The 25,745-nt window shown below is 40.7% G+C and carries 22 protein-coding genes; 7 read left to right on the top strand and 15 right to left on the bottom strand.

Features of this window, described 5'->3' with window-relative positions:
* Positions 1–28 precede the first annotated feature (28 nt).
* The 4 genes from def to trkA all read left to right on the top strand — a co-directional run bounded on the left by def (position 29) and on the right by trkA (position 4,274).
* Positions 29–532: a peptide deformylase gene (gene def / locus RB215_RS00110; RefSeq protein WP_011326755.1), complete on the top strand. Its 504-nt coding sequence runs from the start codon at positions 29–31 to the stop codon at positions 530–532.
* A 24-nt stretch (positions 533–556) separates the two neighbouring features.
* Positions 557–1,522 carry a methionyl-tRNA formyltransferase gene (gene fmt / locus RB215_RS00105; protein ID WP_309216651.1) on the top strand — a complete coding sequence of 322 codons (966 nt, stop codon included), beginning with the start codon at positions 557–559 and terminating at the stop codon, positions 1,520–1,522.
* Entirely contained in the window at positions 1,515–2,810 is a 1,296-nt protein-coding gene (rsmB, locus tag RB215_RS00100) for a 16S rRNA (cytosine(967)-C(5))-methyltransferase RsmB (protein WP_011326753.1), read from the top strand. The genes fmt and rsmB overlap by 8 nt, the downstream gene beginning before the upstream one ends.
* Before the next feature lie 87 nt (positions 2,811–2,897).
* Positions 2,898–4,274, top strand: coding sequence for a Trk system potassium transporter TrkA (gene trkA / locus RB215_RS00095; protein ID WP_011326752.1), 1,377 nt, complete (start codon positions 2,898–2,900; stop codon positions 4,272–4,274).
* Between the two features lie 75 nt (positions 4,275–4,349).
* Here trkA and RB215_RS00090 read toward each other — a convergent pair whose 3' ends face one another.
* The 8 genes from RB215_RS00090 to RB215_RS00055 all read right to left on the bottom strand — a co-directional run bounded on the left by RB215_RS00090 (position 4,350) and on the right by RB215_RS00055 (position 11,910).
* Positions 4,350–4,565, bottom strand: coding sequence for an EF-hand domain-containing protein (locus RB215_RS00090; RefSeq protein ID WP_086996434.1), 216 nt, complete (start codon positions 4,563–4,565; stop codon positions 4,350–4,352).
* 68 nt (positions 4,566–4,633) lie between these two features.
* Positions 4,634–4,846: a calmodulin gene (locus RB215_RS00085; protein WP_011326750.1), complete on the bottom strand. Its 213-nt coding sequence runs from the start codon at positions 4,844–4,846 to the stop codon at positions 4,634–4,636.
* A gap of 150 nt (positions 4,847–4,996) precedes the next feature.
* On the bottom strand, positions 4,997–5,209 hold the full coding sequence (locus RB215_RS00080) for an EF-hand domain-containing protein (RefSeq protein ID WP_309216648.1): 213 nt from the start codon (positions 5,207–5,209) through the stop codon (positions 4,997–4,999).
* A 468-nt stretch (positions 5,210–5,677) separates the two neighbouring features.
* Positions 5,678–6,349, bottom strand: coding sequence for a flagellar brake protein (locus RB215_RS00075; protein WP_089367525.1), 672 nt, complete (start codon positions 6,347–6,349; stop codon positions 5,678–5,680).
* Positions 6,350–6,388: 39 nt separating this feature from the next.
* A complete protein-coding gene (locus tag RB215_RS00070) occupies positions 6,389–7,840 on the bottom strand; it encodes a TrkH family potassium uptake protein (protein WP_011326747.1) in 1,452 nt (483 codons plus the stop codon).
* A 49-nt stretch (positions 7,841–7,889) separates the two neighbouring features.
* Positions 7,890–8,504, bottom strand: coding sequence for a YigZ family protein (locus RB215_RS00065; protein ID WP_309216647.1), 615 nt, complete (start codon positions 8,502–8,504; stop codon positions 7,890–7,892).
* 78 nt (positions 8,505–8,582) lie between these two features.
* Positions 8,583–9,905, bottom strand: coding sequence for a Xaa-Pro dipeptidase (gene pepQ / locus RB215_RS00060; protein ID WP_011326745.1), 1,323 nt, complete (start codon positions 9,903–9,905; stop codon positions 8,583–8,585).
* Positions 9,906–10,023: 118 nt separating this feature from the next.
* Positions 10,024–11,910: a transglycosylase SLT domain-containing protein gene (locus tag RB215_RS00055; RefSeq protein WP_011326744.1), complete on the bottom strand. Its 1,887-nt coding sequence runs from the start codon at positions 11,908–11,910 to the stop codon at positions 10,024–10,026.
* A 192-nt stretch (positions 11,911–12,102) separates the two neighbouring features.
* Between RB215_RS00055 and fadB the strand changes: the two genes are divergently transcribed.
* The 3 genes from fadB (at position 12,103) to tusA (ending at position 15,985) form a co-directional block, all read left to right on the top strand.
* Positions 12,103–14,262: a fatty acid oxidation complex subunit alpha FadB gene (gene fadB, locus RB215_RS00050; protein ID WP_309216646.1), complete on the top strand. Its 2,160-nt coding sequence runs from the start codon at positions 12,103–12,105 to the stop codon at positions 14,260–14,262.
* 4 nt (positions 14,263–14,266) lie between these two features.
* Complete coding sequence (gene fadA / locus RB215_RS00045; protein ID WP_011326742.1) at positions 14,267–15,436, top strand: acetyl-CoA C-acyltransferase FadA; 1,170 nt, start codon at positions 14,267–14,269, stop codon at positions 15,434–15,436.
* Positions 15,437–15,745: 309 nt separating this feature from the next.
* Positions 15,746–15,985: a sulfurtransferase TusA gene (tusA, locus tag RB215_RS00040; protein ID WP_086996459.1), complete on the top strand. Its 240-nt coding sequence runs from the start codon at positions 15,746–15,748 to the stop codon at positions 15,983–15,985.
* A 48-nt stretch (positions 15,986–16,033) separates the two neighbouring features.
* On the opposite strand, the gene RB215_RS00035 is transcribed toward tusA, so the two are convergent.
* The 7 genes from RB215_RS00035 to dnaA all read right to left on the bottom strand — a co-directional run bounded on the left by RB215_RS00035 (position 16,034) and on the right by dnaA (position 25,745).
* Entirely contained in the window at positions 16,034–16,486 is a 453-nt protein-coding gene (locus RB215_RS00035) for a hypothetical protein (RefSeq protein ID WP_309216644.1), read from the bottom strand.
* Between the two features lie 95 nt (positions 16,487–16,581).
* Positions 16,582–18,651 (bottom strand): glycine--tRNA ligase subunit beta, encoded by a 2,070-nt coding sequence (gene glyS / locus RB215_RS00030; RefSeq protein WP_011326738.1) that lies wholly within the window; start codon positions 18,649–18,651, stop codon positions 16,582–16,584.
* 2 nt (positions 18,652–18,653) lie between these two features.
* Positions 18,654–19,556: a glycine--tRNA ligase subunit alpha gene (gene glyQ / locus RB215_RS00025; protein ID WP_011326737.1), complete on the bottom strand. Its 903-nt coding sequence runs from the start codon at positions 19,554–19,556 to the stop codon at positions 18,654–18,656.
* A 140-nt stretch (positions 19,557–19,696) separates the two neighbouring features.
* Complete coding sequence (gene gyrB / locus RB215_RS00020) at positions 19,697–22,123, bottom strand: DNA topoisomerase (ATP-hydrolyzing) subunit B (RefSeq protein WP_011326736.1); 2,427 nt, start codon at positions 22,121–22,123, stop codon at positions 19,697–19,699.
* Between the two features lie 12 nt (positions 22,124–22,135).
* A complete protein-coding gene (recF, locus tag RB215_RS00015; protein WP_011326735.1) occupies positions 22,136–23,230 on the bottom strand; it encodes a DNA replication/repair protein RecF in 1,095 nt (364 codons plus the stop codon).
* 15 nt (positions 23,231–23,245) lie between these two features.
* Entirely contained in the window at positions 23,246–24,349 is a 1,104-nt protein-coding gene (gene dnaN, locus RB215_RS00010; protein WP_011326734.1) for a DNA polymerase III subunit beta, read from the bottom strand.
* Positions 24,350–24,362: 13 nt separating this feature from the next.
* Positions 24,363–25,745, bottom strand: coding sequence for a chromosomal replication initiator protein DnaA (gene dnaA / locus RB215_RS00005; RefSeq protein WP_041454303.1), 1,383 nt, complete (start codon positions 25,743–25,745; stop codon positions 24,363–24,365).

The raw sequence follows: 25,745 nt of genomic DNA, 5'->3' as shown, positions 1-25,745 counted from the left end.
AAATTAAGCATAAGTGTAAAAGGTAACTATGGCTACGTTAGAAGTTTTAAGATTCCCAGATGAACGTTTACGTACAATAGCACAAGAAGTTGCACATGTTGACGACCAAGTCCGTGTGATTATAAAAGACATGCTAGAAACTATGTATGATGAAAATGGCATTGGTCTTGCTGCCACACAAGTTAATATTCATCAACGCATTGTAGTGATTGACGTATCAGAAGAGCGCAACGAACCACTGGTATTAATTAATCCACAAATCATTAAAAAAGACGGTACAACCGTAAGCGAAGAAGGCTGCCTTTCTGTGCCTAACTCTTACGCAAAAGTTGATCGCGCAGAAACGGTTACTGTTGCCGCGCTTAACGAGCAAGGCGAAGAATTTGTACTAGATGCAGATGAACTACTAGCTATTTGTATTCAACACGAACTAGATCACCTTCAAGGTAAGCTTTTCATTGATTACTTATCGCCATTAAAGCGCCAACGTATTCGTAAAAAGCTTGAAAAAGAAGCCAAATTTGCAGAATAGTAATAAGCACCTTAGGAAAACTCAGTGACTCAACCATTACGCATTATATTTGCCGGTACGCCGGACTTTGCCGCACGTCATTTACAAGCGCTGATACAAAGCGAACACCAAATAGTGGGTGTGTATAGCCAGCCAGACCGCCCGGCAGGTCGTGGTAAAAAATTAAAAGCCAGTGAAGTCAAAGAGCTCGCACTTGAGCACAACTTACCGGTTTTTCAGCCACAATCACTAAAAACAGAAGACGCCTTAAATGAGCTTACTAGCCTTAATGCCGACATCATGATTGTAGTGGCTTATGGCTTAATTTTACCTAAAGCCATTTTAGATGCGCCGCGATTAGGCTGTTTAAATGTGCATGGTTCTATTTTACCACGCTGGCGTGGTGCTGCCCCGATTCAACGTGCTATTTGGGCAGGTGATGAACAAACCGGCGTCACCATAATGCAAATGAATGAAGGGCTAGATACTGGCGACATGTTACATATAAGCCGCTGCCCTATTAGTGCCACCGAAACCAGTGCCAGTTTATATACTAAATTAGCTGATCTTGGCCCTGGTGCACTTATTGACACTATTAACAACTTAGCGAATGGTAAAATAACCCCTGAGCCACAAAATGATGCCGCGGCTAATTACGCTAAAAAGCTCTCAAAAGACGAAGCCAATATTGACTGGTCTATGAGCGCGGCGCAAATTGAGCGTAACATTCGCGCGTTTAATCCGTGGCCGGTATGCTTCACCCAAATGGGAGGGCAGCCAGTAAAAATTTATCAAGCACATGTTGTAGAGCAATCAAGCAACCAGCCTGATAATAACGGGCGCGTTCTGTCGAGCGACAAAAATGGCGTTATTGTAGGTTGTGGCGAACATGCTTTATGTATTACGCAATTACAACCGCAAGGTAAAAAACCAATGGCAATTAACGACTTTTTAAATGGTCGTAGTGACTGGGTTACTCCTGGCACAATATTAGGCGAAAATAATGAGTAATGTTCCAAACGTACGAGCGCTTGCCGCTGAAACTTTATATAACGTAGTTGATAAAGGCGCTTCGCTTAATCAAGAACTACCATTTGCCAGCCAAGGCTTGCCACCTAAAGATAAAGCCCTGCTACAGCAAATTTGCTATGGCGTTTTACGCTATTTACCAAGCCTTGAAAACTACTGCCAACATTTAGTTGAGGAGCCGTTAAAAGGTAAGCGTAGAATATTTCAGTTTTTATTGTATGTGGGCATTTACCAACTACAACACATGCGTGTTCCGCCACATGCGGCAATTTCAGAAACTGTAAATGCACTACAACAATTGCGTGCTTTGGGTTTAAAAGGACTTATTAACGCTATTCTACGTAGTTTTCAGCGCCAACAACTTGAGCTTGAAGAAAAAGCCAAACTTATTCCGGTGTGTTTATACAATCATCCAAACTGGTTTATCAAACAAGTTAAAGAAGCTTATCCTGATAGTTGGGAAGATCTGCTTGCAGAAAACCAACAGCAAGCGCCTATGTGGCTGCGTGTAAATCAAGCGCAATACAGCACGCAAGAATACAGCGATATGCTAACAGCTAACGATATTGAGCATACACTTAACCCTGATTTTATAGATGGGATAAAGTTAGCTAAACCACGAGATGTATTTTCATTACCCGAGTTTGATACCGGTGCTTGTTCTGTACAAGATGCTGCTGCACAGTTAGCTGCGCGCTTTTTAGAGCCTAAAGATGACGACACTATTTTAGATGCCTGCGCCGCGCCGGGTGGCAAAACCTGTCATATTTTAGAATTGGCCGATGCTGAGGTACTTGCCCTTGATAGCGATGCAACTCGCCTAGAGCGTGTTAAGCAAAACTTAACTCGTATAGGCTTAGGTGCCGACCTACAATGTGGTGATGCATCACAACCACACACTTGGTGGGATGAAAAACAGTTTGATCGTATTTTACTCGACGTACCTTGCTCGGCTACCGGTGTTATTCGCCGCCACCCCGATATAAAGTGGTTGCGTCGTGCATCAGACATTGCCGATTTAGCAGCATTACAAGGCGATATACTCGATAGTATTTGGCCGCTTCTAAAGCCAGGTGGCACCTTGGTATACGCTACTTGTTCAGTACTCCCTCAAGAAAACCAACAACAAGTTGCTAAGTTTTTAGCTAATAACAATGATGTTGAGCATATTCCTCTACATGATAAAGACACGCCCACCACACCTGGTTTACAGTTACTTCCTGGTGAAAGCGATGGCTTTTATTACGCTAAACTAGTTAAAAAAATATAACCTATACAGCACACAACAATTAGCTATCTATCTTATTTTAGATAGCTAATACTTCATAGCAATAGGTACTTATAACACTGGTAAATAATGAAAATAATCATACTCGGGGCTGGCCAAGTAGGCGGCACACTAGCTGAAAATTTAGTTGGTGAACAAAACGAAATAACGGTCGTTGATATTGACGGCAACCGCTTACGCGAGCTTCAAGATAAGTATGACCTACAAGGCGTTGCTGGTCACGGCGCTCACCCAGATGTACTTCGCAGAGCCGGTGCGGAAGACGCCGATATGATTATCGCGGTAACCAGTTCAGATGAAGTAAACATGGTTGCCTGCCAAGTTGCGTATAGTATTTTTAATACCCCGACTAAAATAGCCCGAATTCGTTCTGAGCAATATTTAAAGTATCGTGAAAAGCTGTTTCATAACGATGACTTGCCGGTCGATCACTATATTGCTCCTGAGGCATTAGTAACTAAGTACATTCGCCGCTTAATAGACTACCCAGGCGCATTGCAAGTGCTGCAGTTTGCCGATGGCATGCTCTCTTTGGTTGCTGTAAAAGCTTACTATGGCGGTTTATTAGTAGGTTATGCGCTATCTACGCTTAAACAGCATATTCCCAATGTGGAAACTCGTGTAGCCGCTATTTATCGCCAAGGAAAAGCGATAAAACCTCTAGGCACAACAATTATTGAAGCCGATGATGAAGTGTTTTTTATAGCAGCCACTAAACACATCCGCGCCGTTATGAACGAACTCCAAAGGTTAGAGCGTTCATATAAAAACATTATGATTGCTGGTGGCGGTAATATAGGCGCAGGCCTAGCGCGCTCACTGGAAAAAAATCACAGTGTAAAATTAATTGAGCGCAGCAAAGAGCGCGCCGAGCAACTCTCTGAAATGCTCGACAACACGATTGTTTTTTGCGGAGATGCGTCAGACCAAGAGCTATTGTCAGAAGAGCATATAGATCAGGTTGATGTGTTTATTGCTGTAACCAACGATGATGAAGTAAATATAATGTCGGCCATGCTAGCAAAACGTATGGGCGCACAAAAAACCATGGTACTTATTCAACGCAGTGCATACGTTGACTTAGTACAAGGCGGCGATATTGATATTGCAATTTCACCACAAGAAGCCACTATTTCGGCATTACTTACTCATGTTCGCCGCGGCGATATTGTTAACGTATATTCACTACGCAAAGGTGCAGCTGAAGCTATTGAAGCTGTTGCCCATGGTGATGAAAATACATCTAAAGTAGTTGGCCGAACTGTAAGGGATATAAAACTCCCAGCAGGTACTACTATTGGTGCTGTAGTACGTAACGACGACGTGCTTATTGCCCACGACGATACCATTATTATGTCGGGCGACCATGTCATCATGTTCTTAATTGATAAAAAGCACATTAATATTGTAGAAAAACTATTTCAGGTGAGCGCTATATTTTTATAGCAGTACATTGTTGGTACTTTAAACACAAAAAAGCAGCTTAGTTAAGCTGCTTTTTTAATATAGGGTACTAAAGCTTTATTGTACTTTGGCAAACTCTTCTTTAGAAAGTTCGCCATTACCGTCAGTATCTAGCTGATCAAATATTTTTACTAACTGTGTATTTGCCGCAGCTTCTTGCTGAGAAATAACACCATCGCCGTTGGTATCAAAAGAGGCAAAATCCACTGCTGCATAGGCTGCTGCTGAAGACGCTAAAACTAAAATCGCAAGTGATGTATTTAATACTTTCATAATAATCTCCTAAAAATGAGAGGTCCTTCTCAGAAATCCCTGGCTGTGAAAAATAACCGAAAAAGTAATTAGTAGTTAGCAAACTCTGCTTTAGAAAGCTCACCGTTACCATCTGTATCTAACTCTGCAAATTGTGCGATTAAATCGGAATCTACCGACGCTTCACTTTGGCTAATTGCGCCATTACCATCTACATCAAGGGTATCAAAATCACTTGCTGCAAAAGCGGCTGATGACGATGCTAGAGCGATAAGTGCGAGTGCTTTATTTAACTGTTTCATAATTTAATCCTTTACTATGTTATTCAATGCTTTATCAAAAAATTAGATATACTAAGGTTTATACTTTCCTTGTTATTCTTTTTTCATAAGCTCCCTTGCTTACTTAGGTTGTCTTTGGCAACACAGAATTTTATCAACCTTGCATTTTGCTTATGCTTTAGAAAATTCTTCTTTTGATAACTCACCGTTTTGGTCACTATCAAGCTCTGAGAAAATACTCATTAACTCTGCATCAACAGCAGCTTCGCTTTGACTAATTGCGCCATTACCATCTACATCAAGGGTATCAAAATCACTTGCTGCAAAAGCGGCTGATGACGATGCTAGAGCGATAAGTGCTAACGTTTTATTTAATGTTTTCATAATCAATCTTCCTTCAAAGTTTATGTTAACTGCGATTAAGTGCTTCACTTTAAATCACGTTTAATGCAATACAGCTTAACTATTACAACTTCGATGCCAACATTTAAAACATCAATAACTTCAATTAGTTAAAGGTAACATGCACTTAAAGGTGATAATTAACTGTCTATTTTTGTTGCCTTTTTGCAACACACTTTAACCCCAAACAATAAGTTCGAACAAATTCAATGCCTTACAAAAAGCAAAAAACGCCACAGATTATAAATACACACTGTAAGGAGACTGTTTAGCTGGGGTATTCAACTCGGTTACAGCTGAATAATTTTTGAAATGAAAATAACCAATAGCTTTTATTTTTATAAATAATTGTTTTTTATCGATTATTTTATTTTTATCAATGCAGGTATGCGTTATTTAAAATTAAATTTAATAAATCGCTATTTTGTTGCAAAATAGCGAAATGTACAGTTACTCGGTTTCTGATTGGAGTATTGAAGGGTCAATAAAGTGATCCCCCATAAAGCTTTTCATTTCTTCTTCGCTGGCTAATAGCTTTATTCCACAGTAAGCACCTTGAACGTGTTCTTTCACGCTACAAATTTCTCCCTGAAAGTCTTTAACTTGCTTATTACTGCTATCGAGGATGATTGAGCATTGCATCCCTTTAATGTTTTCGGCCTGGGCTTTGTCTTTAAGATCAAACTTTACGCCCGTTAGCGAAATATCTTTAATTACCCCGTCGAGTATCCTGTCATCACTAAGTTTTAGCTTGGCCGATAATAAGGTAGGTATACGAGTTTGCGAGCGTAAATCGAATAACTGCACTTGCTTTGGGTAATTAATAAAAAGTAAGCGTGCGGGATGAGATGCAACTGACATTATTTGCTGACGAAAAGCGATAACCTGCCCACCACTTCCCTCTATTAGTGCTCTTACTACCACCATTACCCCATCGTGCAGGTAGTCGCTTGCTGTAGGCAGGCGCTTTGAGCTCGGATAGTTTAAAATAATAAATCGATTTTCGAGCAAACCTATAAACTCTGTTTTTACACGCTTGCTGGCTGTTGGTGTTAAAATTTCAAGATCAACCATGGCACCAGACATTATTTGGTGTAACTTTTCTAGGTTAGTTGTTGGCATATCCTTTTCCCTAATACTATTTATAAACTAACAATTAAATTATCCGCGCCAAAATGTAGGCGTAAACAGCACTAATAAAGTAAATATTTCTAAACGGCCAAATACCATAGCAATGGTAAGCAACCATTTAGCACCATCACTAATAGACCCATAGTGCGATGCAACATCTCCTAAGCCCGGGCCAAGGTTATTTAAACACGCTGCAGTAGCAGAAAATGCTGTAATGTTATCCATACCGGTTCCCATCAGCGCTAGCATAATAATTATAAACACCAATGCGTACGCTGAGAAAAACCCCCATACAGCTTCCACTACTTTGTCTGGCAACGCTTTGCTGCCTAACTTGATAGAATATATAGCCCGAGGATGCACTAGCCTATTAAGCTCTCGCACGCCTTGTAAGTATAGTAAGAATACGCGCACCACTTTCATACCGCCACCGGTAGAGCCCGCACAGCCACCTATAAAGCTCGAAAATATAAGCAGTATTGGTAAAAATAATGGCCAAGCCGAAAAGTTATCGGTGGCAAATCCTGCCGTACTGCTAATTGAAACAGCATGAAATAGCGCTTGGTCGAGTGTTTCATCGCCATTGGCATACACTTCATGAGACGAAAGCACGGTAAAGCAAATCACCACCAGCGCTAACTGAATACATAAAAACACTTTAAACTCAGGGTCGCGAATATAAACACTGATATTTCTACTTGCTACCGCAGCGTAATGCAGTGAAAAGTTAATGGCTGCAATAATTAAAAAGAACACACAAATAAAGTTAATTACTGGGCTATCAAAATGCCCCATAGAGGCATCATAAGTAGAAAACCCACCAATGGCGACCGTTGAGAACGCATGGCTTATTGCGTCAAACCAATCCATACCTGCAATCCAATATGCCAAGGTACACGCAAGCGTAATTGACACATATATATACCAAAGGTGCTTTGCAGTGTCGGCAATTCGCGGGGTCATTTTAGAGTCTTTTACTGGCCCTGGTATTTCGGCGCGATATAGCTGCATACCACCAACCCCTAGCATAGGTAAAATAGCAACCGCCAACACAATGATCCCCATACCGCCAAACCACTGTAGTTGTTGGCGATAAAATAATACCGATTTAGGCAAGTACTCTATACCGGTTAGTACCGTTGCTCCGGTGGTGGTTAACCCCGAAAACGCTTCAAATACCGCATCAGCCAGTGATAGGTTTGGCTCTTGTAAAAATATCAGCGGTAAGGATGCAAACGCGCCAAGTACCAACCAAAACAACACAACAATTAAAAACCCTTCCCGCGCTTTTAAATCGCCATCTTCGTGGCGGTTAGGGTAATAAGCCATTAAGCCAATAGTGACACTAAAAATAAAAGCCAAAACAAAAGGAACACCACCACCGTCTTTATAAATTAAAGACACGATTGCCGGAGGCACCATGGTAATACTAAACAGTGCAACAAGTTGCCCAAGGATTTTTATAATGGTACGAAATTGCATTTAGCGTATCGCTTTTATTATTAGTAAGTTTAACGAGTAAGATATTGTCTTACTCTTTAATGGTTAACTCAACCGCGCCGTGGCTTAAATCAAAAATATCTTGAATTGCTTGCGTCGCTTGGCGGCTATCAATAGTAATAACCCATTCAATATTAGCAGTAAATTGCTTATCGATGTTAAGCACTTGATACTTCGTTTTTAATAGTTGCTCAATAACGCCTTGCATACTGTATTCACTACTACCAATTAGCTCAATACTTGGCACTTTATTTATCGTTGATAAGTTAGCTAATGCATTATTTAATGTGCCCCCATAAGCACGTACTAAACCGCCTGTACCTAGCTTTATACCACCAAAATAACGCGTAACCACAGCGGTAACTTCACCAAGCCCTGAGCCCATAAGCACATTTAACATGGGTTTACCGGCGGTGCCATTTGGCTCACCATCATCTGAAAACCCATACACATGGCTTCCTCCTGGTTTACCCGCTACGTAAGCCCAGCAATTATGCCGTGCATCGGCATACTTAGTTTCAATACTTTTTATAAACGCTTTAGCTGAACTTAAATCTGGGGTATGTGCAATATGCACAATAAAGGTGCTTTTTTTAATCTCTTCTTGATGAAAAGCATCTGCTGCTGGGTATTTATATTCTGACATTCGTTGATGAACCAAGTTATAAACCAAAAAATGGGGCCAACAGGCCCCTCTTTATAATACAGCTAGTCTAACGCGTGATTAATCTAGCGCTAAATTTCGTGTCATATTCTCAAGGCTATCTTCGTGTACTATGATGTTATCTTCAATACGAATACCACCATAAGGCTTAAACGACTCTACCTTTTGCCAATTAATAAACTGTTTATTATCGGTTTGTGCTAAATCGCCTAGCAAAGAGTCGATAAAGTATAGCCCAGGCTCAATAGTAAACACTTGGTTTTTTTCAATTATGCGAGTACAACGCAAAAATGGATGTCCCTCTGGAGCTGCTTGTTGTGCGCCCATTTCATCAGCCATAAAACCACCCATGTCGTGCACTTGTAAACCTAGGTGATGCCCTAAACCATGTGGGAAGAAGGTAGAGGTAATTTTACGTTCAACTATTTCCTCAGCCGGTAGCTTAACAATATCAAAGTCGCTAAGTATTTGTGCAACTCTATTGTGACACTCAACATGTAAATCACCATAAAGCATGCCGGGTTTTAACCCCGTACCTAACTCTATTTGCGCTGCAGTCATTGCTTGCACTAGCTCTGCAAATTCGCCTTGTTTTTTAAAGTCATACGTACGGGTAATATCTGCCGCATAGCCATTAAAATTAGCGCCTGCATCTATTAAAAATGAGTTGTGTTGCTGCGGTGCTTTTGCCTCAAAGTGCGTGTAGTGCAAAATGGCGCAGTTTTCGTTTAGCGCCACAATGTTGCCATAAGGCATTTCGTTTTCACTTTGGCGAGTTGCCATTAAGTAAGCTTGCTGAATATCAAACTCACTGCCACCATTAAAAAAGGTATCGCGGGCAGCTTTGTGGCCATCTACTGCAATACGGTTGGCGTTGCGTAAACATTCAAGCTCATATTGGGTTTTATAAGCGCGGTGGTAATGAAAGTAATTTAGTACCGGCTCAGGATTCATAACACTAAAGCCTAGTGCTTGTGCTACTTCTAAGTATTCGCCCACATAAGCGTAGTTAGCTTTGTCGTAGGGCAATAGCTTTTCAACCTGATCGGGCTGTAATAACAATTCAATGTCAAAATACTCAGCCCAAAAATCGCGAGGCTCATCTGGCACTTTATGCCAAAAATCAACCGGACGATAAAAAATAAGTTTAGGCTTGTCGCTACCATTTACCACAATCCAGCAATGTGGATTGTCTAGTACAGGTAACCAAGCTTTAAAGTGTGGATTAACTTTAAACGGATAATACATATCATCTAAAAACTGACGCTTAGCTTGGCCCGAGTGAATAACTAATCCCTCTAACCCTTCACGTTCACAAATTGTACGAGTACGTTGTTGCAGTGTTGCAATATGTTCGGCGTATAAAACGGCTAATTTATCCATAATAAACCCATCTGTTGTATTTAACTTGCTTTGAGTCTACCACACACATAATCCATACCCAAAGCGCTCAAAATAAGGGGAACATCTAACCTTATTAGCATCCCCTTACCTTTATTAATTATCCGCCCATTTTCATTTCGAGTAGCGGCGCCAGTATATTTCCCTCGCGGTGTAAACGCGTATGATAAACCTGCCTGTAGGCAAATACGTTTTTAACATAATCGCGAGTTTCTCTATACGGGATCAATTCAATCCATAGCTCTGCTGGAATAGCTTCATCTGGTAACCAGCGTTTAATACGATGATACCCTGCGTTATATGAAGCCGTTGCCAATATTTCATTGCCGTGGTTTTTCTTTTTTAAATACTGCAAATAGCGCGTACCTAATCTTATATTTGTTTGTGGTTGATATAAGCGGCGGCTCGACACACTGCCTTTATTTACGTAATCGGCAGTACTGGGCAATAACTGCATTAACCCTCGCGCATTTGCTGATGAACGTGCATCGGGGGCAAATGAGCTTTCACGGCGCGCAATGGCAATACTCCACGCCACGTCTATTTTACTGCGCTTACTGTAGCGCTCAAATACATCTTGAAACGCAAACGGAAAACGCTGCTCTACGTTATCCCACGCTTTTATTTTTGCCAGTGTAAAAATAGTGCTGTCATGCCAACCCAGCTCTGTGGAGAGTATTGAAGCAGCTAACTTTTCTTCGTCACTCGAGGTGTTTGTTAGGTAATTCCATTCGCGACGTGCCGAGGTAAAGCGCTCAAGCTCATAAAAAGCTTTCGCACGCTTGTAGCCCGGGGCATTTTTTACTTTATTAACAAGCGCCTGATCAACAACTAAAGGTTGGTTATTTAAATCAACCGGTAACCCTAATCGTGCCGCGGCTAAAAAACCATAATAATCGCGATTAGCTGCTACTGTTTTCCAAATAGCGTCTGCTTTTTGTTGCTCACCACGTTTTGCGTAGCTGTACGCTAACCAGTATTGCTGGCCAAGACTTAAGTTATCTTTACCAGTAAAAAAGGCTGCAATACCCTCCCAGTCTTGGGTTTTAAGCATATTACCGAGTTGCCACTGAATTAGTTTGCTGTCTTGGCGATCTTTTGGCACTTTGTTTAGCCAAAAGCTTGCTTGTTTATGTCCGCTGGAAGCAAGCGACAGTGCAAAGGTATAATACACATCTGCTTTAGCTGCATCGCTGTAAGTAAATATTTGCTCTAGCTTTTCCCATGCTTTTAAAGCAAGCTCTTTATCGCGCCAAATTAAACGCTTTACACCATAAAGAGCAATTTGCCCTTCTTTAACCGACTTATTTTTGTATCTGTATAATCCGGCTGCAGCACTTGGATCGCGGCGTACTTTTAAGTATAAATCAGCTAAGTAACCTTCATTACTGGGTAGTAATGTTTTTAAATAAGGTAATAGGCTTTGAGTACCGCCTTCTGCCGCCATAGTCACCCGCTGCCAAACAGCCTCTTTACTCATATAGCCTTTTTTACGCCATAACGAAAAAAGCCCATCGCACGCTTTAGGTTGCGACTTGCCTACCGTCCATAAATCAGTTACTTGGTTAAATATCGCTTTTTCTGGCGCACCTAAATCAAGTTGATAATCTAAATATGTACAAGTCAGTTCAGTATCAGAGGTTTTACGGTAATTGCGAATATACGCTGCTTTTTTATTATGCTTTTCTAAATAGCTTAACCATGCTTTACGCACTGGCCACTCTAGCGGCGTATGCTGATAAATAGTGAGGTAATCCTCTATTTCTGCTTGGTGTTTTATATCGGGATGTCGTTGCCAATATACTTTTTCAACATAAGGCTTTAATGGATGATCAAGATTACTTATAGCCATTTTAAAGTCTTGGTAATCACCATAGCGAACTTTTTTTTCAGCGTCTAAAAATGCATCGTTATCGATGTTTGCCTCAACGCAGTGAAGAGGGAAAATAAAAACCGCTGCCATAGCATTTAATAAATATTTTTTCATAATGCCTTCATAATAAAATTAAAATAATAAGCAAAAACTTTTGTTCCACCATAGCACCAAACAAGCTATATTTTAACCAACTGTTTTGTAACCAAGTTAAATTTTTCGTTGCATTTTTAATTCAAAGCAAGCACACTGATTAAATCGCAACTCATCGTACCAGTCTTAGTTCGTCAACTAGGGAGAATAATAATGTTATATAAAAGCGATTCCTTTGAAGTTAGCTTCATAAAGGAAAACATCGCCGAGTTTAAGTTTTGTGCTACAGGTTCTGTAAACACACTATCTCAGCAAACCCTTTCAGATTGCGCAACAGCATTAAAACAATTAGCTGCAAATACTGATATAAAAGGCATGATTTTTACCAGTGATAAAGAACACTTTATTATTGGTGCCGACGTATTCGAATTTTTACCTATATTTACTAGATCTGAAGCAGAACTAGTAACTTGGATAAAAGAAGCCACTGACGTTTTTGACGCTATCGAAGACTTACCATTCCCAACTCTAAGCGCTGTAAATGGCTTAGCACTTGGCGGTGGCTGTGAGTGGGTACTTGCTACCGATTATCGTGTAGCAAGCGAAACTGCACAAATGGGTCTTCCAGAAGTAACCCTTGGCATAATGCCTGGTTTTGGTGGCACAGTACGCTTACCGCGCATTATTGGTGCCGATAACGCCATGATGTGGATTACCTCAGGTTCTACTAACCGCGCAGCAGATGCCCTTAAAGTAGGTGCTTTTGACGCAGTAGTTAGTGCTGACAAACTTATAGAGTCAAGTGTATCAACACTTGAATTAGCAATTGCTGGCAAGCTCGATTGGCAAGCAAAACGCAATGTAAAGCTACAACCACTTAAATTAAATCGTGTTGAGCAAGGCATGAGCTTTGCAATGGCTGAAGGCATGGTAATGGCTAAAACTAAAGGCCACTATCCTGCACCTGTAATGGCTGTAAAAACCATTAAAGCAGCTGCTAACTGTACTCGTGATGAAGCAATGGCAATCGAAAATACCAACTTTGCTAAATTAGCAGGCACGCCAGAAGTTGCCGCGCAAATTGGTATATTTCTAGCCGACCAGTACATTAAAGGTAAATCACGTAAACTTGCTAAACAAAGCGATGTAGAAATTAAACAAGCTGCAGTATTAGGTGCTGGCATTATGGGCGGCGGTATTGCATACCAGTCTGCTTATAAAGGTACACCTATTATAATGAAAGACATCCAACAGGATGCACTTGACTTAGGTATGGGCGAAGCCTCTAAGTTACTTGGCCAAAAAGTTAAACGTGGCCATATGTCGATGGAAAAAATGCTTGGTACGCTAAGCAAAATTAAACCGACCCTTAATGATTCTGATCTACAAAGTGCCGATATTATTGTTGAAGCCGTAGTAGAAAACCCTAAAGTTAAGCAAGCAGTACTTGCAGAGCTTGAGAAGACCATGCCAGAGGGCACGGTACTTACCTCAAACACTTCGACTATTTGTATTGATTTGCTAGCAGAAGCGTTAGATAAACCAGAAAACTTCTGTGGTATGCACTTTTTTAACCCAGTACCAAAAATGCCGTTAGTAGAAATTATCCGTGGTGCAAAAACCTCTGATAAAACCATTAACGCCGTAGTTGATTACGCGCTTAAATTAGGCAAGTCTCCTATTGTTGTTAACGATTGCCCTGGCTTTTTTGTAAACCGTGTTTTATTCCCTTACTTTGCAGGTTTTAGCAAATTAGTAGTTGAAGGTGCTAACTTTGCAAAAGTAGATAAAGTAATGGAAAACGTATTTGGCTGGCCTATGGGTCCGGCTTACCTACTTGATGTTGTAGGTATTGATACTGCTTTTCATTGTACTGGCGTAATGGCCGATGGCTTCCCTGAGCGCATGGCGCGTGCAGATAAAGACCCAGTGACTATTTTTGCTAACGAAAAACGTTTTGGCCAAAAGAACAAAGCTGGTTTTTATAAGTACGAAACAGATCGTCGCGGTCGTCTTAAAAAATCGCATGACGAAACTGCAATTGAGCTACTTAAGCCAATTACTGAAGCAGAAAAAGCATTCGATAAACAAGAAATCATTGACCGTTGTATGATCCCAATGCTTAACGAAGTGCTACTTTGTTTACAAGAAGGCATTGTTGCATCACCACAAGAAGCTGATATGGCACTTGTTTACGGTGTTGGTTTCCCTCCATTTAGAGGCGGCGCGTTCCGTTACTTAGATCAAACCGGTTTAGCTAACTTTGTGGCAACTGCCGACAAATATGCTCACTTAGGTGCGATTTATCAAGTATCAGAGCAAACTCGTCAATGGGCCGAAGAAGGTCGTGTTTTCTATAAGGTGGAAGGTTAATATCATGAATAATCCAGTAATTGTAGATTGTATCCGCACACCTATGGGTCGTTCTAAAGGTGGCGTATTCAAAAATAAACGTGCCGAAGACTTAAGCGCACATTTAATGAAAGGCTTACTCGATCGCAACCCAGCAGTTGATCCAGCATCAATTGACGATATTTATTGGGGTTGTGTACAGCAAACATTAGAGCAAGGCTTTAACGTTGCACGTAACGCTGCATTACTTGCCGGTATTCCGCATAGCGTACCAGCAGTAACAGTTAACCGTTTATGTGGCTCGTCAATGCAAGCATTGCATGACGCAGCACGCGCAATAATGACTGGCGCTGGCGACACTTACCTAATTGGTGGTGTTGAGCACATGGGCCACGTACCTATGACTCACGGTAACGACTTTCACCCAGGTTTAGCAACAAGCATTGCACAAGCTGCTGGCTCTATGGGCTTAACAGCTGAATACCTAGCAACACTGCATGGCATTAGCCGTGAGCAGCAAGATGAATTTGCGTACCGCTCACATCAACGTGCTCAAGCTGCAACTGTTGAGGGACGTTTTCGCCGCGAAATTTTAGCAATGGAAGGTCACGCAGCAGATGGTTCTCTTATCTTAGTTGAAGACGACGAAGTAATTCGTCCAGAAACAACGGTAGAAGGCCTATCAAAGCTGCGCCCAGTGTTTAATCCTGCATCGGGTACGGTAACAGCCGGAACTTCTTCTGCACTTTCTGACGGCGCATCTGCAATGTTAGTAATGAGCGAAGCAAAAGCAAAAGAACTTGGCTTACCAATTCGCGCACGCATTAAAGCAATGGCAGTAGCGGGTTGCGATCCATCAATCATGGGTTACGGCCCAGTACCAGCAAGCAAAAAAGCACTTGCACAAGCAGGTATTACAATTGATGACTTAGGCGTAGTTGAGCTTAACGAAGCCTTTGCAGCACAATCATTACCTGTAATGAAAGATTTAGGGTTAATGGATGTAGTTGACGAAAAAGTGAATTTAAACGGCGGCGCAATCGCACTTGGACACCCACTAGGCTGTTCGGGTTCGCGTATTAGCACATCGCTTATTCACTTAATGGAAGACAAAAATGTACGATACGGTTTAGCAACTATGTGTATTGGTTTAGGCCAAGGCATTGCAACTGTATTTGAACGTGTTCAAGACTAATTAGTTTAAACATGTAAAACCATCTTGGTGATTAAAAAGGCGAACTGATTTTATGCAGTTCGCCTTTTTTTATTGGTTTATTTTTAGTTATTTTATATGGTTAGATTAAAAAATCTGGAATACTGTGATCGGGTGTATTATCTGTTATTGCCAAGCTCTATTGATTAAACCCTTTGATTAAATAAGGTGTGTAATTTAGATATGAGTAAAATAGTTAAATAACGCTTTAAATTGCGCTAAACTCTACAACTTATAAAATGTAAAACCCTAATGTGCAGCAATCGCTTTAACTAAACAGGCAAATTTATTATGAGCTTTAATAACCCCGATCACCAATTAGATGCCATAGGCCTTCGCTGCCCAGAGCCAGTGATGATGGTACGCGCTGCTATTCGTAAAATGAATGATGGTGAAACGTTATTAATAACCGCTGATGACCCATCAACAACTCGCGACATTCCGAGCTTTTGTACGTTTATGGATCACACGCTGGTGGCTAAAGATGCAGAAGCAGCACCGTATAGATATGTAGTTAAGAAAGGGCTTTGAACTGGCGTAGGTTGGGTTTCGTTTCACTCAACCCAACCTACAGAAAATCTACTTCTTCGTTATCGTCACTTGTGGCTTGTCGTAATTACTGTAATCAATACTTACTATGTAGGTGCCTTTTATTGCGGGCGTATAGCTAAAGTAATTATAAATAGTATTACAGTCGGCAACTGCAGGTTGGACTAGTGTTAGTTTTTGCCCTGCTGGCTGAGTATCGCTGTAGCCACAGTTGTAACCTTCACTAAAGTCGGCATCGGCAATTTTAAATTCGTATACTTTACCAGGCGTTGAAAATTTAACTTCTGCTTGATACAGCGATCGCGCTACTTGGGTAAATTGGTACTGTGGCTCTGCATCCCATAAGGTAAAGTCGCCCCTTAAATACACGGTACGATCTAATTTTTGTTGTGGTAATACATCATCAAGCGTTATTTGCGTAGAACAAGCAGTTAAAAAACTAACAAGTGCTAAGGTTAAAATACGTTTTATTGGGCTTTTCATTCGAGATCCTTACTTTATATATGCAGGTTAATAATACACCAAAATTAAAACTAAAAAGCCAGCAAAACGCTGGCTTTTTACATTATCGAATAATGTTATTTTTGTAGTACAGAAATGTCTGCAATACCTAAAAACAATCCGCTTAACTGACTTAAAAGCGCCAGACGATTTTGCTTAACTGCTTCGTCGTCGGCCATAACCATCACGTTATCAAAAAAGCTATCAACACTTTGACGAATACCAGCCAATTGGCTTAATGCTTCTTGGTAATTACCACTGGCGTAAAGTGGTGCAAGTTCAGTAGCAAATTTTGCTACTTGTGCCGCAAGTACTTTTTCAGCGTCGTCGGTTAGTAAACTTTCATCTACATTACCTTCGCTGGTAATGTCATTTTTAGCAAGTATATTACTTACGCGCTTATTAGCGGCTGCAAGCGCTTCTGCTGCGTCTAATGTGCGAAAATGGCTTACGGCTTTAACACGGCGATCAAAATCAACAGGTTTAGTCGGACGACGTGCAAGCACAGCTTGAATCACATCTACTTCTATTCCTTCGTCTTGATACCAAGCACGGAAACGCCCTAGCATAAACTCAAACACATCGGTTGATACATTAAGATTAGTTAGCTTATCGCCAAACAAGGTTTGCGATTTAGCAACTAGGTCTAAAATATCAAGCGGTAGCTCTTTTTCTACCATGATGCGCAATGCGCCAATAGCAGCACGGCGTAAAGCAAATGGGTCTTTGTCGCCTTTTGGCGCTTGGCCTATGCCAAAGATACCCACTAAGGTATCAAACTTATCGGCAATCGCTACTGCGCAACTAATTAAGTTGGTAGGTAAGCTGTCGCCTGCAAAGCGTGGCATATATTGCTCATTCTGCGCTAGTGCTACATCTTCAGCTTCGCCGTCAAAACGTGCGTAATGCATTCCCATAACACCTTGGATGTCGGTAAATTCCATCACCATTTCGGTCATTAAGTCAGTTTTACTCAATAAACCAGCACGTTGTGCTAGCTCTTTATCTGCACCAAGTTGCTGGGCAATATAACCGGCAAGCTCGCTAATACGCGCAGACTTGTCTTTAAGTGTACCTAACTGTTTTTGGAACAATACGCTATCGAGAGATTCTAAACGGCTTTCTAGTGTTTTCTTTTTATCGCTTTCAAAAAAGAATTGCGCATCGGCTAATCGAGGACGCACTACTTTTTCGTTACCCGAAATCACTACGCTAGGATCTTTACTTTCTATGTTAGACACAAACAAAAACTTATTTAAAAGTTTGCCGTTTTGATCTAAAAGCGGAAAGTATTTTTGATCGTCTTTCATCGTGTAAATAAGCGCTTCGGCCGGTACTGCCAAAAACTCTTCTTCAAATGTAGCCGTTAATGTTACTGGCCATTCTACCAGTGATGTTACTTCTTCAAGTAAATCTTCATCCATGGCTACAACCGCATTTATTGCTTTTGCTGCAGCTTCTATTTGCGCTCGAATTTGCGCTTTACGCTGCTCGTAATCGGCAATAACGTAGGCTGATTTTAAAACATCAAAAATATCATCAGCATGGTTAATGGTAATTTTTTCAGGATGATGAAAGCGATGTCCTTGAAGCTGGTTACTTACCTGCTTACCCAGCACTTCACCTGTTACTAACTCATCACCCAATAAAATAGTTACCGTATGCACTGGACGAATAAATTGTGTTTTATTCGCGCCCCAACGCATTGGCTTAGGAATAGGTAATTTAGCCAGCGCTTTATTAATAACGTCAACCATCAGCGTTTTAGTTTCTTGCCCTGCTACTTTAGCAAGGTGCAGCAACCACGCGCCTTTGTCGGTTTCAAGTGTTTGCGCATCTTTTACTTCAATACCACAACCACGTGCCCAACCCATTGCAGCTTTAGTAGGATTGCCATCTGCATCAAACGCTGCCTTAATTGCTGGGCCGCGTTTTTCTACTTCTTTATCTTGTTGTTTTGCATCAAGCGCTATTACGCGAAGGCCTAAACGACGTGGTGATGCATACCAGCTTACGCCTTGATGCGCTAATTCTAATGTCTCTAGTTCTGCAGTTAAGTTTGCAGCAAATGCTTCTGCTAATTTACGCAGCGCTTTTGGTGGCAACTCTTCGGTGCCAATTTCTACTAATAAGTTTTGTGCTGACATGCCTACTTATCCTTACACAGCGGGAAACCAAGCGCTTCACGTTTATCATAATAACTTTGTGCACACGCTTTTGATAAAGCACGAACGCGTAGTATGTAACGTTGGCGTTCGGTTACCGAAATTGCGTGGCGCGCGTCTAATAAGTTAAATGCATGCGATGCCTTCATTACTTGCTCATAAGCCGGTAACGGTAAGTTTGCTTCAATTAACTTTTGGCTCTCTGCTTCACATTTATCAAACTGAGCAAATAGATCTTCTACGTTGGCGTGCTCAAAGTTATAAGTAGATTGTTCTACTTCATTTTGATGAAACACATCGCCGTAAGTTACTCGCCCAAGCGGGCCATCAGCCCAAACTAGGTCGTAAATACTGTCTACGCCCTGAATATACATGGCTAAACGCTCTAGGCCGTAAGTGATTTCGCCAGTTACCGGTGAGCACTCAATGCCGCCCACTTGTTGAAAGTAGGTAAACTGGGTTACTTCCATGCCGTTTAACCAAATTTCCCAACCTAGGCCCCACGCACCTAAGGTAGGTGATTCCCAATTGTCTTCAACAAAGCGCACTTCGTCTGTTAAGGTATCTATGCCTACGGCCGCTAAAGAGCCTAAATAAAGCTCTTGAATATTATCTGGCGAAGGCTTTAGCACAACCTGAAACTGGTAATAATGCTGTAAGCGGTTTGGGTTTTCGCCGTAACGGCCATCGGTAGGTCGTCGACACGGTTGTACGTATGCACTCGACATTGGCTCTGGGCCAATCGATTTTAAAAATGTTTGCGGGTGGAATGTCCCAGCGCCCACTTCCATATCAAGTGGTTGAATAATAACGCAGCCTTGCTGCGCCCAATAATCCTGTAAAGCCAGGATCAAACCTTGAAAGGTTTTAACGTCATATTTTTGCATATTTGGCTTTTTACTATCTGAGAAGTAGCGTGAAAATTACCCTCAGTATACCTTGTGCACACGCAGGTTTTAAGCAGTTTGTGCAATTGAAAAAATAAAAAAGGAGCCATTGGCTCCTTTTTTGTGAGTAGTATTACTAATTATACGTCTAGGTTAACTACGCGTAGCGCGTTCTGTTCTATAAACTCGCGACGAGGTTCTACTTGGTCACCCATTAGCGTTGCAAATAACTGATCGGCAGCTACTGCATCTTCAACGGTTACTTGTAGCATACGACGTGCATCGGGATCCATTGTAGTTTCCCACAGCTGACTTGGGTTCATTTCGCCCAACCCTTTATAGCGCTGTATATAGAGGCCACGCTTAGATTCAGCAATTAGCCATTCTAAAGCATCCACAAAGTTATCAACAGGTTGTGTTTTCTCACCGCGTTGAATATAAGCGCCTTCAGTAATGATATTTGCAATGTTTACACCAGTAACAGCAATGCGCTGATAATCGCGTGAAGCTATAAAATCATAATGAAGTACGTGCGCTTTATCTACACCGTGCTGACGAATTTTCACTACTGGGTAGTATAAATTGCGCTCAGTATCGTGCTCTGTTGCAGCTTGGAAAATAGTAGCATCTTCATCACGATCAATTAAGTCATCAACTAATTCTTTAGTCCATGCTATTACTTTAGCTTCATCTGAAAGATCTTCTTTTTTCAGTTCACTTTGGTAAATAAGACGGTTCATTACAGTATTAGGAAACTTACGTTTTAGACGCTCAATTACCTTAACGGTATTTTGATAATCGTGAACAATTTTTTCTAGTGCTTCGCCTTCAATACCGCTTGCATCTGTACTGGTGTACAAAGTTGCATTATTTAAAGCAAGTGTTGTTAGGTATTCAACTAGTGCTGGATCATCTTTAATATAACGCTCTTGCTTACCTTTTTTCACTTTATAAAGTGGTGGTTGTGCAATATAAATATATCCGCGCTCAACAATTTCAGGCATTTGGCGATAAAAGAACGTAAGTAATAAGGTACGAATGTGCGAACCATCCACGTCAGCATCCGTCATGATAATGATACGGTGATAGCGCAGTTTTTCAGGATTATATTCATCACGACCAATACCACAACCTAATGCCGTAATGAGTGTTGCTACTTCTTGTGATGAAAGCATTTTATCAAAACGTGCTTTTTCAACGTTTAATATTTTACCTTTAAGCGGAAGAATAGCTTGGTTTTTACGGTTACGTCCCTGCTTGGCTGATCCGCCAGCAGAGTCTCCTTCCACTATGTATAGTTCTGATTGTGCTGGATCTTTTTCTTGGCAATCGGCTAACTTACCAGGTAAACCGGCTAAGTCCATTGCACCTTTACGACGTGTCATTTCACGTGCTTTACGTGCAGCTTCACGCGCACGTGACGCATCTATTATCTTACCTACAACAATTTTGGCATCTGTTGGGTGTTCTAATAAAAACTCAGTGAATTTTTCAGCCATTGCTTGTTCAACCGCAGACTTAACTTCGCTCGAAACTAGCTTGTCTTTAGTTTGTGATGAAAACTTAGGATCTGGTACTTTAACACTTACAACAGCAGTTAAGCCTTCACGAGCGTCATCACCCGTTGCATTACTGGTTGTTTTAGCTTTTTTGTTAAAGCCTTCTTTTTCCATATAGTTGTTAAGTGTACGTGTTAGCGCAGATCTAAAACCGGCTAAGTGTGTACCACCATCGCGTTGTGGGATGTTATTTGTAAAACAGTATATGTTTTCTTGATAAGCATCATTCCACTGCATTGACACTTCAACAACAATACCATCTTCTTCACGCGTATGTGTAAAGTGAAATACACCTTTATGTATAGGTGTTTTATTACGGTTTAAATACTCTACAAACGCTCTGATACCGCCTTCGTATTTAAAGTGATCACTTTTATTCTCTTCACGCTCATCATTTAAAATAATGCTTACGCCAGAGTTTAAAAATGAAAGCTCGCGTAAGCGCTTAGCTAAAATGTCGTAATGAAAATCTAAGTTAGTAAATGTTTGATCACTTGGCCAAAAACGTAACTCTGTACCAGTTGTGTCTGCGTCGCCAATTACGGCTAATGGCGCATCTGGTACACCATGAGAGTATGTTTGCTCATGAAGTTTACCTTCACGGCGAATTGTTAATTTAAGCTTTTCTGATAATGCGTTAACAACCGATACACCAACACCGTGTAAGCCACCTGAAACTTTATAAGAGTTATCATCAAACTTACCACCGGCATGCAGTACCGTCATGATTACTTCGGCTGCAGATACACCTTCTTCTTCATGAATTGAAGTTGGGATACCACGGCCGTTATCTCGTACAGATACCGAACCATCTAAGTGAATCGTTACAAAAATATCATCACAATGACCTGCTAAGGCTTCATCTATAGAGTTATCGACGACCTCAAACACCATATGGTGTAAGCCCGTGCCATCATCGGTGTCCCCTATATACATTCCAGGACGCTTTCTTACTGCGTCTAATCCTTTAAGTACTTTTATACTCGACGAGTCATAATTCTCAGACATGGTTAATCCCACTTATCTTGTTATTAGGTTGCCATGTTTCACGTGGAACATTTGCAGTTCTCGTTGCATGGGTTCCACCACAGCAGAAATACTTTCAGACAAAATTGAAGATATAAAAATTTGAGAACTGCAGTGAGCTAATAGTTGCCCCACTTTCTCTTTTGTATCTTCGCTTAACTCTGAAGGTAAATCATCTATTAGCAATATAGATTGCTTATCTGTCTCTGACTCAATTAAACTATTTTGCGTTACTTTTAACGCATAAAGTAATAGCTTTAATTGTCCACGAGAGAAAATATTCTCAACGCTACTGCCAGCGACACTAAAACTAAAATCAGCCTTATGAGGCCCTTTACTAGTAAAACCTTGGCGAGCATCTCGCTCAAAGTTTAACTCTAATGCATCGCTAAGAGATTCGCTCTCTTTCCAGCCGGCATTAAAGCTTATTTCTAAATCGCGTATTAGCGTTAATTCTGCACACATTTTATCAAAAAACTGCTGCTTAAACCTACTTATATACGCCATTCTTAATTTATTTATTTGCTCAGCCAGTCTAACAAATTCTTTGTCCCAAAACTTAATTTGGTCAAAATAATTCTTTGGCTTACTTTTTAGTAGCGCATTTCGTTGTTTTAACACTTTATTGAACGATTGCCATAAAAAGAAAAACTCATGTTCCACGTGGAACAAACCTAAATCTAAAAACTTTCTGCGCTCTTTAGGCCCACCAAAAAATAACGAGTAACTCTCTGGAGTAATTATTTGTACCGGCATAAGCTGTGCAAGTTCTGATATTTTTCGACTCGCCTTACCTTGAATTTTTAAATTCGTTTCGCCCGCTTGGGTTTTACTAATACCAATAGGAATAGATAAGTCGTGTATAGCTTTACGGCCATGAATTACAAACTGCTCTTGCTGATGCGCAATAATACTTTTATGCTTTGATGTTCTAAAAGATTTGCCGTGTGAAAGGTAATAAATAGCTTCTAAAAGGCTGGTTTTTCCGCTGCCGTTTTCACCATAAATTATATTAACGCCGTTAACTGGTTCTAGCGTCAGCGCCTCAATATTACGAAAATATTTGAGGCTCAAATGACTTAAGCTCATTGGGTACTTATAGTCTTATAAACGCATAGGCATAACTACGTACATTGCTTCTTCATCGCCTGCACCTTCAATTAGTGCGCTGCTGTTTGAATCGGCCAATGTAAACAGTACATCTTCTGTTTTTAATGTGTTTAATACATCAAGTACATAAGAAACGTTAAAGCCTATTTCTAGGTCGGCGCCTTCGTAACCAACCTCTACTACTTCCTCAGCTTGTTCTTGCTCAGGGTTATTAGCAGTGATTTTTAACAAACCATTGGATAAGTTTAAACGCACACCTCTAAACTTTTCGTTAGATAAAATAGAGACTCGCTGAAACGCACTACGTAACCATTCGCGATTAGCAGTAATGACTTTATCGCCACCACGAGGTAACACACGGCGGTAATCAGGAAAGCGTCCATCAACTAACTTACTAGTAAAGGTAAACTCTATATCGATAATACGAATATGATTAGCACCAAACTGAATAGTGACTAGTTCTTCGTCGGCTACCATAAGGCGCATAATTTCTTGCACCCCTTTACGAGGTATAATTAGCTGACGCTGCGTATTAAGCGATTGCTTTAATTGCTTTTGTGCAATAGCTAAGCGGTGTCCATCAGTGGCCACTGTTTTAATGTCAGTATTGTCTACTTCAAACGACATACCATTTAAATAGTAACGTACGTCTTGATTCGCCATCGAAAAATGCGTGCTTTCTAGTAATTTTCGCAGCTCTAAACGCGTTAGTTGAAACTCAACTTCGCCATCCCACTGTTCTAAATTAGGAAAGTCTTCGGCGGCTAAGGTCGTTAACGAAAAACGACTTTTACCGCTGGTTAGTAATAACTGATGCTCTTGTAAGCTTAACGTTAGGTCTGAACCATCTGGTAGGCTTTTACAAATATCGAGTAATTTTTTAGCCGGTAATGTTAACTTAGTATCGGCAATATCATCACCTACAAACACGCTTGCAACGAGTTCAATTTCAAGGTCGGTACCTGTCATTGAAAGTTGCCCGTTTTCTACTGCTAACAATACGTTAGATAAAATTGGCAATGTATGCTTACGCTCAATAGCGCCCGATACTTGCACTAATGGCTTTAAAAACTGTTGTCTTGATATTGTTATTTGCATAATAAAGTCAGCCTTAAGATGACAATGTTCTTATTAAATTTTGGTAATCTTCTTTAATTTCGTGGCTTTCATCACGTAGTGATTTAACCTTACGACACGCATGCAATACAGTTGTATGATCGCGGCCACCAAAGGCGTCTCCAATCTCAGGTAAACTGTGATTGGTTAACTCTTTAGATAATGCCATAGCAACTTGTCGAGGCCTTGCTATAGAGCGACTACGGCGTTTAGACAGCAGATCAGAAATACGAATTCTGTAATACTCTGCCACAGTGCGCTGTATGTTATCTATGGTAACTAGCTTATCTTGTAAGGCAAGTAAATCGCGTAGCGCTTCTTTTACAAAGTCGATAGATATAGGACGACCGGTAAAGTTAGCATTGGCAATAACACGATTAAGCGCACCTTCTAGTTCGCGTACATTAGATCGTAATTTTTTAGCAATAAAAAAGGCGACTTCGTGCGGTAAATTAATTTTACTCTGCTGCGCTTTTTTCATCAATATAGCAACGCGTGTTTCAAGCTCAGGAGGCTCAATTGCAATAGTTAAACCCCAACCAAAACGCGATTTAAGTCTGTCTTCAACGCCTTCTATCTCTTTTGGATAACGGTCAGAGGTTAAAATTATTTGCTGATTGCCTTCTAATAACGCATTAAAGGTATGAAAAAACTCTTCTTGTGAGCGCTCTTTGTTAGCAAAAAATTGAATGTCATCAATCATTAGCGCATCAACACTACGATAGTAACGCTTAAATTCTTCAATCGCGTTATTTTGCAGTGCTTTTACCATATCTTGTACAAAGCGCTCTGAATGCATATAAACTATTTTTGCATCTGGCTTATTAGCCAAAATACCATTACCTACAGCATGCAATAAATGCGTTTTACCTAAACCTGTACCACCGTATATAAATACAGGGTTAAAAGCGGCACCTGGATTATCTGCAACTTGTGTTGCTGCTGCTTTTGCTAACTGGTTTGATTTACCTTCAACAAAACTGTCAAAGGTATAATTTTCTTTTATATTCGATTTATATTCAGATTTTGGCGCTGGCTCTACAACAGGTTTTGGTTGTCGTGATTGTTGTTTGGCTTGTGTAGTTGGCGCCGATTGCGTTCCAGCAACAGATACAGGCTGTGCATTTAATAAAGGCTTACTGCCTACATCAAAACGTAGCTCTGGAGCTTCAACACCACAAATCTCTACTAATAATTCATTAATTCTATTTAGGTATTTTTCTCTTACCCAATCTAGTACAAAGCGATTAGGTGCATAAATCGTCAAGGTATCTTCGGTACTTTCTGCTTGTAGTGGTCGCACCCACATACTGAACTGCTGCGAAGGCAATTCATCTTGCAATACATATAAACAACTTTGCCAAACCGACAGATACAC

The sequence above is a fragment of the Pseudoalteromonas sp. HL-AS2 genome, from assembly GCF_031198805.1.
GTDB lineage: Bacteria > Pseudomonadota > Gammaproteobacteria > Enterobacterales > Alteromonadaceae > Pseudoalteromonas > Pseudoalteromonas nigrifaciens.
Note: the sequence above shows the minus strand (reverse complement) of the source record. Positions and strands in the feature narration are given on the sequence as shown.